This window comes from Blautia sp. DFI.3.45, assembly GCF_020593505.1.
GTDB classification, from domain to species: Bacteria; Bacillota; Clostridia; order Lachnospirales; family Lachnospiraceae; genus Blautia_A; species Blautia_A wexlerae.
Map to the genome: position 1 here is coordinate 1 of NZ_JAJDMI010000240.1, position 247 is coordinate 247.

At 34.8% G+C, this 247-nt stretch carries 1 protein-coding gene; it reads left to right on the plus strand.

From position 1 onward, the window contains the following. The coding region (locus tag LJE09_RS17740; protein ID WP_227311646.1) for a recombinase family protein at positions 1 to 247 on the plus strand (247 nt) is incomplete at both ends.

Genomic DNA, 247 nt, shown 5'->3' on the forward strand with positions numbered 1-247 from the left:
GAAGGAACGCTAAAAGCAAATCGAACTCCAACTGACAGGCGTTATTATACTTACAACCAATATCTTCAATTTAAAGGCATAGATACAGAGAATGACACTCGACAGGTTGTTATTTATGCAAGAGTTTCTATAAGAAATCAAAAGGATGATTTACAGAATCAGGTATCGTTTTCACGTCAATTCTGTAATGCAAGAGGAATGATTGTAGACCAATGTATTGAAGAGTATGGCAGTGGTTTAAACTATA